This window comes from Synechococcus sp. R50.1, assembly GCF_047462115.1.
Classification (GTDB): Bacteria; Cyanobacteriota; Cyanobacteriia; order Thermostichales; family Thermostichaceae; genus Thermostichus.
Map to the genome: position 1 here is coordinate 9,543 of NZ_JANSIN010000040.1, position 14,318 is coordinate 23,860.

The window sequence follows — 14,318 nt, forward strand, 5'->3', positions numbered from 1 at the left end:
CTCGATTTCCCGCAGACGGGCGGCGTTCTCCTCGGCAGACTGGGTGCGGCTTTCTTGGATGGACTGACGCAGCTCCTGGATGGATTGGCAGAGCTCCCGGATTTCTCGGCTGTTGGCAGCAGTCTGTTCAGCCGTCCAAGCCAGCAGTTGTTCCACCCGGTCTAAGCGGTCTTGGCTCTGACTATTCACTCCGATGCCTCGCCTTGTGATGCAATCGATAAACTCCATCCGATTATAAGTGGAGTTAAGCTCAGCCAAATAGGATAGGTGGAATGGTTATTCCCAGAGCCGCCGGATCGGAGACCGATGCAGCAACTGGTGGGCTTCGGACAGCAACTCCGGGATCCGCAGATGCTCTGGGCAGCGGGGCAAGCAGTCACCGCATTCGGTACAGCGGTCGGCAGGTGACCCCGGAAACCAATGCCCAGCTTGGCCGAACATGTTGTAGCGGTACTGGGCAAACTCCGTCATCTCGTGGGCAATGGCCAAGTTGCGCAACCGCAGCACTTCGGGAATGTGGATCCCTTCTGGGCAGGGCAGGCAGGCGTAGCACTGGGCGCAGCGGCTGGATCCCAAGCGTTCCTGCTCGGTTTGGCGCAACCGTTCTTGCACCTGAGGGCCATTTACCCACCACCGGTCGGGATCCCGTAAGGCCGACAAGGCCACCTGCAACTCCTCAGGATGGGTGATGCCTAGGCTGAGGGTGTGAACACGGGGATCCGCCAGCAAAAAACGATAGGCAAATTCCAAGGGGCTGAAAGGGGCACAGCACTCCTGCAGGTGTTGGGGCGGGCGATAGAGCATTCCCCCCTTATCGGCGGGAGAAATAATGAACACGCCCATATCCTGCTGGGCAGCTGCTTTTAGGGCCGGTGCATTGCGCTGTTGGAAAAAGTGATAGTGCAAATTAACAAAGTCAAAGCATCCTGTCTGGATGGCCTGCAAAATTAACTCCAGGGATCCATGGGTGGAAAAACCAATGTAGCGCACCCAGCCTTCTTGCTGCATCTGCTTGAGAATCGGCAACCCTTTCTGCAGCACCCACTCCAGATGTTCCGGCAAGTTGATGCCATGAAAGGCAAATTGATCCAGGTAATCCACCCGCAGACGGCGCAGGGATCCCTGAAGCCGCTCTCGCAACCCATCTGTGGGAGTGAGTTTGCTGGTCAGAATCAACTGATGGCGTGAAAAGGGCAGGGTTTGCAAAATCTCGCCCAAGAGCACCTCGGCATGGCCATAAGCCTGAGCCGTTTCGATGTGGTTGATCCCTGCGGCTAGGGCTGCCTCAACGGTTGCCTGAGCCTGAGCCCTGGGCACATTGACCAAGCGCATGCTGCCCAGAGAAAAAACCGAGACAAGCTGTTGGGTGCGCCCAAAGCGACGGTAGAGCATTGCGGCTGAGGTGATGCCAGCAACTCCCATCAAATCACCCCCCAGAGGCGGGAGACAGCTTCAGATGGCCGGGCACAGGCATGGTTTCCCTCAGGAGGGGTTTTTGCCCAGCAGTTCTGCCGCCAGCAGGATCGCCTGCTTGAGGCTCTCGCATCGGGCCACCCCTTGGCCGGCAATGTCGAAGGCGGTGCCATGATCGGGAGAGGTGCGAACAAAAGGCAACCCAATTGTCAGGTTGACTGCCCGGTCAAAAGCCAGCATCTTCACCGGGATCAAACCTTGATCATGATAGAGAGCCAAGTAGGCATCTGCCACAGTTGGGGATCCCTGGCCATGCCAGGCTTGCGCGGGAGCCACCCACAGGGTGTCGGGGGGAAGCGGCCCCCAGATTTGGGCGTGGGCATAGGTGCGCAGCAGCTCGGTCAGCCATTCTTTTTCCTCAGATCCCAGTTGCCCCTGTTCGCCGGCGTGGGGATTCAGGCCGGCCACTGCAATCCTAGGATCCGGGATCCCAAAGGTGTGGCGCAGGGATCCCACCAGCAAATCCAGCGCTGTCCGCACCCGCTCTGGGGTCAGCACGGTGGGCACCTGGCCGAGGGGAATATGGGTGGTGGCCAGCAAAACCCGCATCTGCCAGCCACTGTGGGGGGAACGGGCGACAAACAGCATCCCGTAGCGTTCAGACCCACTCAGTTGGGCCAAAACTTCCGTTTGGCCAGGGAACCGGTAGCCAGCTTGATGCCAGAGATATTTGGCGATGGGTGCTGTCACGATCCCCTGAAACTCCCCCTGCAACGTCCGTTCGACCGCCGTTCTCAGGTAAGCAAAACTAACCGCACCACTGTCGGCATCCCCTTGACCGACACGGCCAGGCTGCAACCAAAAGCCCGTGTTGCATTCCAGCATCGGGATCCCTGCCGGATGGGCCAACGGAGCCGGCGACCGATCTCTCAGCAGGCGATAGGTGGCTTCTAGAACCTGCCGATCCCCTACAACCGTGATGTGGGCGCAAGACTGCACCTCAGGATCCGCCAGCACCTTGAGCACAATTTCCGGCCCAATTCCCGTGGGATCCCCCAAGGTCAGGGCCAGTTTGGGCAGTGCAAGGCTCATGGTGTCTTTATCTTGAGAAGACAGATCTTGAGAAGACAGATGATCTCCATTTTGCAGGGGAAGCAGAGTGCCGACAAAAGCTGTGGGGTAAGGTCGCCATCCCTCTGAGCCAGAATGCTGAGCTCAGCCTATCCAGTCATCTGCAAGGGGATCCATGCCGGCAAAATGGTTTAATGAGGGTTTAGCGATATTTGACCTCATATGGCCGAGACATTCCTTTACAACGCCTTGCGTGCTGCCCTCGACGAAGAAATGGCCCGGGATCCCAACGTGTTTGTTTTGGGAGAAGATGTCGGCCATTACGGTGGCTCCTACAAAGTCACCAAAGACCTGTATCGCAAGTATGGGGAGATGCGCCTGCTGGATACCCCCATCTGCGAGAACAGCTTTACCGGCTTGGCCATTGGGGCAGCCATGACCGGCTTGCGCCCGGTGGTGGAAGGGATGAACATGGGCTTTCTGCTCCTGGCCTTCAACCAAATTGCCAACAATGCCGGTATGCTTCGCTACACTTCTGGGGGCAACTTCAAGATCCCGATGGTCATCCGCGGGCCGGGCGGGGTGGGTCGTCAGTTGGGGGCAGAGCACTCGCAGCGGCTAGAGGCTTACTTTCAAGCGGTGCCTGGGCTCAAGATCGTAGCCTGTTCAACGCCTTACAATGCCAAGGGCTTGCTCAAGTCCGCCATCCGCGATGACAACCCAGTTCTCTTTTTCGAGCATGTCCTTTTGTACAACTTGAAAGAAGATCTGCCAGAAGAGGAATACCTTTTGCCTCTGAACAAAGCCGAAATCGTCCGATCCGGCTCCGATGTTACCCTGCTCACCTACTCCCGCATGCGCTACCACGTGCTCAAGGCCGTGGACACTTTGGTGCAGCAGGAGATCGACCCTGAGGTGATCGATTTAATCTCGCTGAAACCTTTAGATATGGGAACCATTGCCGCTTCGGTGCGCAAAACCCATCGGGTGATCATTGTTGAGGAAGACATGAAATCGGGTGGCATTGGGGCGGAACTGACAGCTCGCATCATGGAAGAACTGTTCGATGAGCTGGATGCGCCGGTGATGCGTTTGGCTTCGCAGGACATTCCCACCCCCTACAACGGCACGCTGGAGGCGGCCACCATCGTGCAACCTGCAGATATTGTGGCGGCGGTGGAGCGGCTCCTCTACGCGGATTAGAACCCCTACAAAACAACAGTAAACTACCCGCACTCATGCTGACGCAGAGTGCTCCGCGCCGCTAAAGCGAAAGAGTGCAGGCTTTCGGTAGCCCTGTAGTTGGCAAGCCAACCACGTTCGCGAAGCGAGCCGTAGGCTTGACCTCTAGGCTGGTTTACAGCAGCCCCCAAAAGCGCAATCACATTCGCACCATTGAAATCCGCATCCCCTTCCCATCCACAGTGCCCACACTTAAACTTCTTCCCACTGCGGTAGGACTGTTCAGGGTCGGGATGAATATGCAAGCACCGGTGGCAGGTCTGCGACGTGTAGGCAGGCGGAACAAGAATCAGAGAAACCCCTGCAACCCTCGCCTTGTATTCCAGAAATTGACGGAGTTGGTAGAACGCCCAACTGTTAGCCCTGCGCCGCTCGGCTTTGCTGCGGGGTTGTTGGTTGATACGCTCCCGAATCCCTGTCAGGTTTTCCAGAGCAATGGCACTGTTTGTGGCCTTCGCCCTAGAGACAACAGCCTTGGAGATGCGATGATTGAGCCAGGCTTGAAAGCGCCTCTCCTTGCCAGACAGCCGTTGCAACAGTTCTCTGCATCTGCGCCGCGAACTGCGGGTGCCCTTACTGGCTTTTTGCTGGAGTACCGCTCTCAGCTTGGAATAACGGTCTCGGACTCTGCTCAACTGCTGTCCATTCCAGTTATCTCCTTCCGATGTATGGGCAATATCTGTCCTTCCCAAATCCACACCCAGTACCCTGTCCGTGCGTTGGCGTGGAAACGGTTCCGTTTCCACACAGATTTGGATTTGAATGTAGTAGGAACCTTTGCGCTTGACCAGAGTGGCCGATTTGGGATTGGAGCCCGCCAGCTTTTCTCTCTGGTAATGACCAATCGCCAGCTCAAAGCGTTCTCGACCCTCCACCGTGGTCAGCGACACCGTCCAGTCTTTCTCGCGAAATGAAAAGATACGAGCGTCATAGGTCGCAAAGCCCCCCTTGAACGCTTTGACCGGGCGGTTTTTCTGTCGGGCGACCTTACGGGCACCTGCCAGCCGTCTGCAGACCTGCTGAGCCAAGTTACTGGACAAGCCGAACCGGGCACGGATTTGGTGGTAGCCCAGAGATTGAAGTTTAACGGCGTTGGCGACTTTCTCGGGTGTGTTTTGGTTGACCCAGTTCAAGGCTTGGCCGAAGGCATCCAAGGTCGCGTCCAACTTTGCGGCTTGCGACTGGGACACCTTGAGCTTGCAGGAAAGGGTCAGGACTTGGGTCATGGTTGTATCGTAACTCCGCATTCCTCCCGACCCTCGTCCTACGGACAGAGGGCGGGGCTCCTGCGCTAGTAAGCTGAAATACGGCTATCCCCTCTGCCGCATAATGAAAGCCGGGAGTTCTCTGCGTCGGATCTATGCCCAACAGCTTGCCCGGTTCCATTGATCTCAGCCAGAAGCGCATTTTGCTCACAGGGGGCAGCGGCTTTTTGGGCAAACATGTGCTGCAACAGTTGCAGGTGCTGGGGGTAAAGCCGGAGCAGGTGCGCATCCCGCGCTCCCGCACCCAGGATCTGCGCCGTTGGGAAGTCTGCCAAGAGGTGGTGCAAGGGCAAGATATCGTCATCCATTTGGCCGCCCACGTGGGTGGCATCGGCCTCAACCAAGCCAAGCCGGCAGAACTCTTCTACGACAACCTCATCATGGGATCCCAGCTCATCCACGCCGCCTATCTGGCCGGGGTGGAGAAGTTTGTCTGCGTGGGCACCATCTGCGCCTACCCCAAGTTTACCCCCGTCCCCTTCAAGGAAGAGGATCTCTGGAACGGCTACCCGGAAGAGACCAACGCCCCCTACGGCATCGCCAAGAAAGCCCTGCTGGTGCAACTGCAAGCCTACCGACAGCAGTACGGCTTCAACGGCATCTACCTCCTGCCGGTGAACCTCTATGGCCCGATGGACAACTTCGACCCCGAAAGCTCCCACGTCATCCCAGCCTTGATCCGCAAGGTGCATGAAGCACAGCAACGGGGCCAAAACTATGTCGAAGTGTGGGGGGATGGCAGCCCCACCCGCGAGTTTTTCTACGCTGAAGATGCGGCCCGCGGCATTGTCATGGCCACCCAGCTTTACGACGGGGCGGATCCCTTGAACCTGGGCACCGGTGAAGAGATCTCCATCCGGGATCTGATTGCCCTCATCTGCGAGCTGATGGAGTTCCGGGGAGAGATCCGCTGGCAAACGGACAAGCCCAACGGCCAACCCCGCCGCTGTCTGGATGTCTCCAAAGCCCGAGAGAGGATGGGTTTTGTGGCCAAAGTCGGCTTGCGGGAAGGGCTGCAGCGCACCATCGACTGGTACCGCCGCCACGCCTGCTCTGGGCAAAGCTAGGCAACCCCTTGGCTCTCCAGCCGGCCATCCTCCATGTGCAGCACCCGATCCGCGATGTCCAGGATGCGGTTGTCGTGGGTCACCATGAGGATGGTGCAGCCCTGCTCCCGCGCCAACTTCTCCATCAGGGTCACCACCTCGCGACCCGACTTGCTATCTAGGGCTGCCGTGGGCTCGTCTGCCAGCACCAGCTTGGGATGGCTGACCAAGGCCCGCGCGATGGCCACCCGCTGTTTCTGTCCTCCCGAAAGCTGCTCAGGGTAAGAGTGGACGCGATCCCCTAGGCCCACTGCCGCCAGCATTTCCTCTGCCCGCTGCTGCACCTGTTGAGGAGCAAGGCCGTTGTGCAGCTCCAGAGCCATGCGCACGTTTTGAGCTGCCGTCAGCGAGCGCAGCAGGTTATGGGCTTGGAAAATGTACCCGACCTGGCGGCGGATTTGGATAAGAGTGCTCGGCTGAGCTCCCCGCAGCTCCTGTCCCAACACCCGCAAGCTGCCCTCCTGCACCGAGCGCAAGGCCCCCAGCAGCGTCAGCAGGGTGGTTTTGCCGGAGCCGGAAGGGCCAGTCAGCAGCACGATCTCCCCTGGCTGCAGGGCAAAGCTAATGTCGAAGAGAATCTGCTTGCGCAGGGATCCCTCGCCGAAATAGTGGTTTACACCTTCGGCTTTCACCACTGGCTCAACGGCATTCTGGGCAGAAGCAAGGGCAGCTTGATCGAGAAGAGGAGTCAGCATAGGAAACTCAAAATCTCAAAACTTTGCGTTGACAACTCATTGACCACTTAGGCCGTCATTTGGAGCGTTGAGATGAGACCATTTAGAAACCTTTGGCCGGAGAGCGTTGATGAGGATCCCAGAAGTTTTTAGACAGTTTAGTTCAAACCCTTCACCATCCATCCGATCTCCTTTGGCAGACTATTGACTTACCAACGCCCCGGCGCCCTGCCCACAGCCAAAACTCTAGAAAATGTCGGCAGGATCGGCTGCCCGCAGCCGTCGCACGGCAATCGCTCCTGAGATGAAACACATGCTCACCGCCAGCCCCAGCACCAGCATCGCCCGGTTGAAGGTCATGGCAATAGGCAGCAACGTGGCATTGGCCGTCAAATCGTAGAGCAGAACCGACAGGGCAAAGGCGGGAATATACCCCAAGCCGGCCAGCAGGATCGCCTCTTGAAATACCACCCCCAGCAGGTAGGTATCGGTGTAGCCCATGGCTTTGAGAGTGGCATATTCCGCCAGGTGATCCGACACATCGGTGTAGAGAATTTGATAGACAATCACAATGCCGACAATAAAGCCCATGCCCACCCCCAGGCCGAAAATAAAGCCGATGGCTGTGCCCTCTTCCCAGTAGGTTTGCTCCATATCGATAAACTCCGCCCGTGAGAGCACCCGCACATCTTCCGGCAGCAAAGCCCGCATCTGCCGCACCAAGGGATCCGGATCCACACCCGGCTGGAGTTGCACCACGCCGATATCCACTAGGCCGCGCCCCCGCTGCGGAAAAATGCGCAGGAAATTGAGATCGCTGGTGAGAATGGTGCCGTCGGCTCCAAAGGTGGCCCCCATCTCAAACAGGCCCCCCACCTGGACGCGGCGGTTTCCCACCTCAGTAACCACCTCTCGCCCGGACTCAAACCACTCTGGGATGGGGCCAAACTCGCTGCGGGAGCGGCGGTCAAAAAGCACCACGTCCGCCTTTTTGATCTCTTCCAGCTTGTCCGGCGTCAGTTCCGGCAAGTCCAACAGATCAGCCGAGGGATCCACTCCTACCACAAAAATGCTGCGGGTACGGCGGGTCTCTGGGTTTTTCCAGAGGGCAAAGCCCACATAGACAGGCGAGATGGCCCGCACCCCCTCAAAGCCCAAAGCCTGATAGAGTCGCCGCTGGGAGAAGGTGTTCATGGCAATCAGGGCGTTGGACTGAGGGCTGACCAGGAAGATCTCTCCCTTCAGGGCCACGTGGAAGCGGATGGCACTTTCCAGCAGGCTGTCTTGGAAGCCCAACTGCATGAACATCAAGATGCAAGCAAAGGCAATGCCCGCCAGGGCCACCAGCAGGCGGATCTTCTCCCGCGTCAACTGCAGCCAGGCCAACGGGATCCGATGGGCGATAAAAGCCACACTGAACAGGCTGTACATGGGCTGAGCCTACCCCTCGACATCGATGGCCACATTCACCTGCAGGTTGGTCAGGCCAGCCACGCGGGCGCTGCTCTCCGGATCCAGGCGGATATACACCTCTACCACACGGGCATCCACATCGGCAGCTGGGTCGGTGTTGAGCACATCTTTCTTGCCAATCTGCAGGCCTACCCGCTCCACTCGGCCCTGCAGGGTTCCTGGCAGAGCGCGGTTGCTAATGGTGGCCTGCTGGCCTGGCCGAACCCGCAAGATGTCTGCTTCGTAGACCTCGGCCACCACCATCATTTGGTCAGTGTTGCCCAGCTCGAGAATGCCCTCGCCGGCGGGGATGACCTCTCCAGGGCGGGTGTGGATCTTGAGCACCTGTCCAGCACGGGGAGCGCGGATGAGGGTGCGCTCTAGGCGAGCTTCTGCCAGTTCCAGATTGCGGGCCAGGGATCCCAGTTGGACTTGGGCTTGGGCCAGACTCAGTCCCGCCTCGGCAGCTTGGACTTGGGCTTGGGCATTGAGCAGATCCCGCTCACGGGCCAGGCGCAGTTGGCTCAGGGTGGCTTCGGCAGCCCGCAAGTCCTCCTGTCGTTGCCGCACCAGCAGCCGGCGTTGATCCAGCTCTTGTTGCGAGATTGCTCCTTCCTGCCAGAGCTCCTGAAAGCGGGCCAGATTGGCCTCGGCATCGGCCAGTTCTGCCCGGATACGTTCCACCACCGCTTCCTGGGAGCGGATTTGCATCTGTTGCGGCTCGTCCAGACGGCTGAGGCGGGTGCGTGCCTCTTGGATTTGGGCCTGACTGAAACGGGTCTCGGCCTGCAACCGGGCGCGGGCCTCTTGAAGTTGGGCGGCAGCGTACTCTCGCTCCGCCAACCGCTCGGCGTAGCTTTCCAAGCGGGCCAGCACTTGGCCTGCCACCACGCGATCCCCCTCGGTCACCAGCAGCTCTCCCAGCCGTTCTCCAGGGGAACCGGCAATGCGCAGCACTTCCCCCTCCGGCTCCAGGCGACCCAAAGCACCAACTTGCGGAGGCAGCCGCATTTCCACCGTTGCCTCTGCACTTCCCGATACCGACTGTGTGGCTCCCTGTTGGCTCAATCCCAGCCATGCCAGACCGGCACAACCAAGCAGCCCGACTCCTGCCAGCGACCAAAGCGCTCGTGGGTTCATGGCCTTTTACCCGCTGTGGCTTTGCAGACGACAAACGCCGCCTCTTTTTCTTAAATAAGTGTAAAGTTTTTGGGATGAAAATGTCCAGCCGTATTCTATGTTGCTTGTCTTCACCGTATTTTCACTCCCTTTGGGTTCCCCAAGGTGCCGGAAGATCATTGGCAGCCGGTGAGGCGCAGCCTACCTAGCTCTGGGGATTCCTGATATGATGTGGCCTGTTCGAACCTGTTTGTAGTCAGCAGAACGCAGTCCTTTTTTTGGAGTGTGGCGGTTTTAGGAGTGGGGTGGAGTTGCGATGGTGGAAACAGTTGGAGGAAGGGATCCCATCCCGCCGTTGCCGGTTCCGTCTCAGCCTCTGCCCCTGCATTTGGATCCCTTAAATCCCTTGCTGTCCACCTATCACTTTGTGGGCATTGGTGGAGTGGGGATGTCGGCTCTGGCCTATATTCTGGCTAAGCAAGGGTTTCGCGTTTCCGGATCCGACATTGTCGCCAATGGCCGTACCCGCCGCCTGGAAGCTTTGGGGGTGCGCTTCTTTCAGGGCCACAGCTCGGAGGGATTGGTCGGGGATCCCCAGGTGGTCTATTCCAGCGCCATTCGCCCCACCAATCCGGAATTGGCCGCTGCCCTGGGCAAAGGATTGACGGTTTGGCACCGGGCAGACTTGTTGGCGGCTCTGTTTAACCGTCGCTCTGGCATTGGGGTGGCCGGCACCCACGGCAAAACCACCACCAGCAGCATGATCGGCTATGTATTGCTCTCGGCGGGCTGGGATCCCACCTTGATTATCGGCGGGGAAGTGGATGCCTGGGATGGCAATGCCCGTCTGGGCAAGGGGGAGTATTGGGTGGCCGAGGTGGATGAGTCGGATGGATCCCTGGTGCGGCTCTATCCCAAGATTGGGGTGATCACCAACATTGAGCTGGATCACCCCGATCACTACGCCGATTTGGGGCAGGTGATCCGGGCTTTTCAACAGTATGGGCAGCAAAGCCAAACCCTGGTGGCCTGTCTGGACTGTCCCAACGTGGCGGCTCACCTGAGGGTGGATGTGGGCTACAGCCTGACCGGTCATCCCCAAGCCCAGTACCAAGCCCGTCAGATCCTCTACACTGCCAATTCCACCTGCGCTGAGATCTGGGAAAAGGGATCCCTCCTCGGACAGCTTCGCCTACAGGTGTTGGGATCCCATAACCTCAGCAATGCCCTGGCGGCGGTCGCCGTGGGGCGGCAGTTGGGCTTGGAGTTTGCGGTGATTGCCTCGGCTCTGGCCGAGTTTCGAGGGGTGCAGCGGCGATTTGAAGTCAAAGGCGAGGTGGAAGAAGTCACCTTTATCGACGACTATGCCCATCATCCCAGCGAGATTCGAGCCACCCTGCAGGCAGCACGGCTACAGCAGCGGCGGGTGGTGGCGGTATTTCAGCCCCATCGCCACAGCCGCTTGGCTGCCCTGTTCCAAGATTTTGCCCGCTGCTTTGGGGAGGCGGACGTGGTGGTGATCGTGCCCACCTATGGGGCGGGAGAGCCGACGCCTGAGCGTTCTGACAGCTTGCGTTTGGCCGTAGCGGTGGCGGAGCACCATCCCCATGTGCGCTATGTGTCGTCTTTGCCGCAATTGCCGCAAGTGCTGACCTCTGTTTTACAGCCTGGAGATCTCGCCGTTTTTTTGGGGGCAGGCGACCTGAATCAGCAGATAGCCGCTACGATGCGGGCATATGCGGCTCAGGCTGGGGAGCAACCCTTGGCGGACTCTGGGGGGGAGCTGCCGGGAGAAGCCGAGAACTCGGTCGGGGAGATGGGGGCTTTTGAGGTGTTGGCATCATGACTACAGTTCCGGTGGTGCTTCCGCAGGGCGGTTCCTGTGGCCCCGATACCTCAAGTTTTGCCCGACTTTCTGGACGGATTCAATCGGGGATCCCATTGGCTCCTCTGACCACCTTTCGCGTGGGCGGCAAAGCGGAGTGGTATTGTGAGCCCCGTAGCCATCTGGAGCTGCAGCAGTGTTTGGCTTGGGCGCGAGCAGAAGGGATCCCCACGACGCTGCTGGGGGCAGGCAGCAATCTGCTCATCAGCGATGCCGGGTTGAAGGGGCTGGTGATCGGTACCCGCCGTCTGCGCGGGATCCAACTGCTGGAAGGGGGGAGAATTTGGGCCGCTGCCGGAGAGCCTTTGGTCAATCTGGCGCGGGCAGCCGCCAAGCAAGGCTGGAGCGGTTTGGAGTGGGCCATTGGGATCCCTGGCACCCTGGGGGGAGCCGTGGTGATGAATGCGGGTGCCCACGGACGCGCCATGGCGGATGTGCTGGTGGAAGTGCAGATTTTGGACGAGGAACAAGAGCCCTGCCGCCTAGAACCTGCCGATCTGCAATTTGGCTATCGCCGCTCTCGCCTACAGGACTCCCCCTGGACGGTGACAGGAGCGACGCTGCAGTTGATCCCAAGCAGGGATCCGTCCCAGGTGCAGTGGGAAACCCAGCGCTACCTCAACCAACGCCTAAGCTCTCAGCCCTATCATTTGCCCAGTTGTGGCAGCGTCTTTCGCAACCCAGAGTCTCACCCTGCCGGCTGGCTAATCGAGCAGGTCGGCTTGAAGGGGTACCGCATCGGTGGGGCCCAAATTTCAGAGCGCCATGCCAACTTCATCCTCAATTGCCATCAGGCGAGTGCCAAGGACATTTACCGCTTGATTCGCTTGGCCCAGGAAAAGGTCTATCAACAATGGTCGGTGCTTTTGGAGCCGGAAGTGCGCATTCTGGGATCCTTTGAGGATTAGAAGAGCATCGGCTGGGCAATTTGGCCTGCTTTCTTTTGATGACTTTGATAATTTCGATGATTCTGCTCTTAAACTGTTCTTACCAGCTTAGATGCTCGTCGATTCTTTCCTATCGGCTTATGAGTCAAGATGTAGCCACTTTACGTCGTTTAATTCAACGGCTCAATCAGTCCCACACCACTGCGGAAGAACGCCGCTATTTGGTGGAGATCGGCAGCCTGGCTGCTTTGCTCACCCCAGAAGAGGCTGCCGCTTTGGCCCAAGATCCCAAGCAACTCACCGCCGAGCAGCACTATCGCATTTGGGACTGGGTGCATCGCTGGGAACGGGAGCACCGCCACGAAGATCTGGACTGGGATCCCTCTCTAGACCGACACAACGACTAGAACTCGAAAGAATCCCGTCCCGCTATCACGAACAAATCCCGGCCAGAGTCTAAGACAAAAGCCATCTCCAAGTCTCATTTTTGAACAGGATCCACACCCCCAAACCCATGAGAATCCAGGGCACCCAGTGTTCTGTCCGTTCCGTTAAAACCTTCGCCACTGCAGGCTGCATCGTCAGTTTTTGAGCCATTGCAAACCACAATCCCTTCATCAGAAAAAAGATTGTGGCAAAGAGGGCCAACTGGAGAGGGGTGCTGCCGGCAAACAAAGGAACGTACAGGCTGACATTATCTCCGCCGTTGGCAAAGGTGAAGAGCATGGACATCAGAACTGGCGGGGGCAAAAGGATCGGCCAAGCCTTTTGGGTTGGGCGCTCTCGCAACTCTTCCAACTCTTTTTCCAAGGTTTCTTCAGGTTCAGGTCGCCACAATTTCCAACCACCCACAGCAATCGGGATCACCCCCAGCAGCCCAATCGCAGGTGGCGGCAACAACAGGCCTCCCAAGTATCCCAGAGAGCTGATCAGGATCAACCCTGCCAAGCCCAAGTAGCCCCCCAGCCAAATGTGCCAGCCCTTCCAAGTAGGCCGAATCTGTGCCTGGGCAAACAACAGAACCAGCAAGAAAAAGTCGTCGATATGGGTGGCAACAAAAGCGAGGATCCCTTCGACTAAAGTTGCCCAGAAAATTGCCAGCGGCATAGGGTTAAGAAATGGGGAAGATGGCGCTGATATCGACGAGGTGAAACTGAAGCAGCCCAACAATTGCCGAAGTATAGGCGGTAGAAGAAGCCAGCCCAATCAAGAGATCGCGTTTCATATTGCGGGGTTTCTCGCCTTTCTCGACGACATCCGTAGCGCCAAACTGCATCATGAGAATGCCTATCAAGTTGGAGAGCCAGTACCCCACGAGGGTTCCGCCCAAAAACCACTGTGGCTGCCACAGGCTACACAGGTAGCCAAACCCATAGGCAATCGGCAGGTTGAAAAACAAGTCATTCCACCAGGAAAGGGGAGACAGCATAAACCCCAAAATCAGCTTACTAGCGCAGGAGCCCCGCACTGTACCCGTAGGGTCACTGCCGGGAGGAATGCGCTTTGATGAAGTACAATGGACTTATGAGCCAAATCCTGACCATCTCCTGCAAGCTCAAGGTGTCCCAGTCGCAAGCCGCTAAATTGGACGCGACGATGGATGCCTTTGTGCAGGCACTGAACTGGGTCAACCAGAACACGCCGGAGAAGATCGTCAATGCGGTCAAACTGCAGTCCCTTTGCTACTACGAGATTCGCGCCCGATTCGGCTTGTCCAGTAACTTGGCCCAGCAGGTCTGCAGACGGGTGGCCGGCGCCCGCAAAGTGGCGAGACAGCGCAACCGTCTAGTTAAAGAGTTCAAGCGTAGGTTCGCTACCTACGATGCACGTATCTTCTCGTTTCGCGAGAAAGACTGGACAGTGTCGCTTGCCACGGTTGATGGAAGAGAACGCTTTGAGCTAGCCATTGGTAACTACCAGAGGGGAATGCTGGCTGGCTCTAACCCCAAATCGGCCACCCTAGTCCAGCGGAAGGATGGCTCCTACTACATCCAGATTTGCGTAGAGAAAAAGCCACCCAAGCAACAAGATACCGACAAGGTGATCGGGGTGGACTTGGGAAGGACGGATATTGCCCATACGTCAGAGGGGGACAACTGGAATGGACAGCAGCTGAACAGAGTCCGCGACCACTACTCCAAGCTGAGGGCGGCACTCCAACGCAAAGCCAGTAAGGGCACACGCAGTTCGCGGCGCAGATGCCG

Annotated in this window: 13 protein-coding genes and 2 pseudogenes; 6 read left to right on the forward strand and 9 right to left on the reverse strand. The window is 58.2% G+C overall.

The window, feature by feature from the left end:
• From NW870_RS10005 to pdxA, 3 genes and pseudogenes are all read right to left on the reverse strand, one after another.
• Positions 1 to 189, reverse strand: a pseudogene (locus NW870_RS10005) (hypothetical protein); the annotation flags it as partial.
• Positions 190 to 276: 87 nt separating this feature from the next.
• A complete protein-coding gene (locus NW870_RS10010; protein ID WP_414375131.1) occupies positions 277 to 1,392 on the reverse strand; it encodes an aldo/keto reductase in 1,116 nt (371 codons plus the stop codon).
• 90 nt (positions 1,393 to 1,482) lie between these two features.
• Positions 1,483 to 2,505 (reverse strand): 4-hydroxythreonine-4-phosphate dehydrogenase PdxA, encoded by a 1,023-nt coding sequence (gene pdxA / locus NW870_RS10015; protein WP_414375116.1) that lies wholly within the window; start codon positions 2,503 to 2,505, stop codon positions 1,483 to 1,485.
• A 201-nt stretch (positions 2,506 to 2,706) separates the two neighbouring features.
• Here pdxA and NW870_RS10020 point away from each other — a divergent pair, with 201 nt between their 5' ends.
• Positions 2,707 to 3,687 (forward strand): alpha-ketoacid dehydrogenase subunit beta, encoded by a 981-nt coding sequence (locus NW870_RS10020; RefSeq protein WP_414375118.1) that lies wholly within the window; start codon positions 2,707 to 2,709, stop codon positions 3,685 to 3,687.
• A gap of 23 nt (positions 3,688 to 3,710) precedes the next feature.
• Here the strand turns inward: NW870_RS10020 and NW870_RS10025 are convergent, their stop codons facing one another.
• Positions 3,711 to 4,952 carry an RNA-guided endonuclease InsQ/TnpB family protein gene (locus NW870_RS10025; protein ID WP_414355767.1) on the reverse strand — a complete coding sequence of 414 codons (1,242 nt, stop codon included), beginning with the start codon at positions 4,950 to 4,952 and terminating at the stop codon, positions 3,711 to 3,713.
• Positions 4,953 to 5,086: 134 nt separating this feature from the next.
• On the opposite strand from NW870_RS10025, the gene NW870_RS10030 reads away from it, so the two are divergent.
• Positions 5,087 to 6,058 (forward strand): GDP-L-fucose synthase family protein, encoded by a 972-nt coding sequence (locus NW870_RS10030; RefSeq protein WP_414375120.1) that lies wholly within the window; start codon positions 5,087 to 5,089, stop codon positions 6,056 to 6,058.
• Here the strand turns inward: NW870_RS10030 and NW870_RS10035 are convergent.
• The 3 genes from NW870_RS10035 to NW870_RS10045 form a co-directional block, all read right to left on the reverse strand.
• Positions 6,055 to 6,792 carry a DevA family ABC transporter ATP-binding protein gene (locus NW870_RS10035; RefSeq protein WP_414355769.1) on the reverse strand — a complete coding sequence of 246 codons (738 nt, stop codon included), beginning with the start codon at positions 6,790 to 6,792 and terminating at the stop codon, positions 6,055 to 6,057. The two genes, NW870_RS10030 and NW870_RS10035, sit on opposite strands and share 4 nt — an antisense overlap.
• Positions 6,793 to 7,017: 225 nt before the next feature.
• Positions 7,018 to 8,202, reverse strand: coding sequence for an ABC transporter permease DevC (gene devC / locus NW870_RS10040; RefSeq protein ID WP_414355770.1), 1,185 nt, complete (start codon positions 8,200 to 8,202; stop codon positions 7,018 to 7,020).
• 9 nt (positions 8,203 to 8,211) lie between these two features.
• A complete protein-coding gene (locus NW870_RS10045) occupies positions 8,212 to 9,363 on the reverse strand; it encodes an ABC exporter membrane fusion protein (RefSeq protein WP_414375122.1) in 1,152 nt (383 codons plus the stop codon).
• A 295-nt stretch (positions 9,364 to 9,658) separates the two neighbouring features.
• Between NW870_RS10045 and murC the strand changes: the two genes are divergently transcribed.
• From murC to NW870_RS10060, 3 genes are all read left to right on the forward strand, one after another.
• Positions 9,659 to 11,188 (forward strand): UDP-N-acetylmuramate--L-alanine ligase, encoded by a 1,530-nt coding sequence (gene murC / locus NW870_RS10050; RefSeq protein ID WP_414375124.1) that lies wholly within the window; start codon positions 9,659 to 9,661, stop codon positions 11,186 to 11,188.
• Entirely contained in the window at positions 11,185 to 12,135 is a 951-nt protein-coding gene (murB, locus tag NW870_RS10055; RefSeq protein ID WP_414375126.1) for a UDP-N-acetylmuramate dehydrogenase, read from the forward strand. Before murC ends, murB begins: the two co-directional genes overlap by 4 nt.
• Positions 12,136 to 12,254: 119 nt before the next feature.
• Positions 12,255 to 12,521, forward strand: a complete 267-nt coding sequence (locus NW870_RS10060; protein ID WP_414342676.1) for a hypothetical protein — start codon at positions 12,255 to 12,257, stop codon at positions 12,519 to 12,521.
• A gap of 49 nt (positions 12,522 to 12,570) precedes the next feature.
• Here the strand turns inward: NW870_RS10060 and NW870_RS10065 are convergent, their stop codons facing one another.
• Together NW870_RS10065 and NW870_RS10070 are read right to left on the reverse strand one after the other, a co-directional pair.
• Positions 12,571 to 13,221 (reverse strand): cadmium resistance transporter, encoded by a 651-nt coding sequence (locus NW870_RS10065; protein WP_414375128.1) that lies wholly within the window; start codon positions 13,219 to 13,221, stop codon positions 12,571 to 12,573.
• A 4-nt stretch (positions 13,222 to 13,225) separates the two neighbouring features.
• Complete coding sequence (locus NW870_RS10070; protein WP_414375130.1) at positions 13,226 to 13,543, reverse strand: hypothetical protein; 318 nt, start codon at positions 13,541 to 13,543, stop codon at positions 13,226 to 13,228.
• A gap of 95 nt (positions 13,544 to 13,638) precedes the next feature.
• On the opposite strand from NW870_RS10070, the pseudogene NW870_RS10075 reads away from it, so the two are divergent.
• Positions 13,639 to 14,318, forward strand: a pseudogene (locus tag NW870_RS10075) (RNA-guided endonuclease TnpB family protein); the annotation flags it as partial.